The organism is Streptomyces sp. BE303, assembly GCF_036290945.1.
Taxonomy (GTDB): domain Bacteria; phylum Actinomycetota; class Actinomycetes; order Streptomycetales; family Streptomycetaceae; genus Kitasatospora.
The window spans coordinates 1-333 of record NZ_JAQYWZ010000824.1 but is presented as its reverse complement, the minus strand read 5'-3'; the positions used below and the strand labels follow the sequence as shown (position 1 = coordinate 333).

Below are 333 nucleotides of genomic sequence, written 5' to 3'. Positions count from 1 at the left end.
CGCCCTCGGCGACTGCGGTGGCGATCTGGGAGATGTCTCGTAAATTGGTGTAGTGTTTGCAGGCGTTTGCGTTGACCTAGTCGGTGAGGTCCTTCCAGGTGCCGGAGGCACCCCGGACGGTGGCCTGGCCGCCGAGGTTGCCCTCGGTGCCGACCTCGCGGGCGACCCGGGTGACCTCGGCGGCGAAGGCGCTCAGCTGGTCGACCATCGTGTTGACGGTGTTCTTGAGTTCGAGGATCTCGCCGCGCGCGGTGACGGTGATCTTCTGCGAGAGGTCGCCCTTGGCGACGGCGGTGGCGATCTGGGCGATGTCGCGGACCTGGCTGGTGAGGT

1 pseudogene is annotated in these 333 nt (G+C 67.0%); it reads right to left on the bottom strand.

The annotated features are described in order from the left end of the window. A pseudogene (locus PUR56_RS28735) lies at positions 1-333 on the bottom strand (HAMP domain-containing protein); the annotation flags it as partial.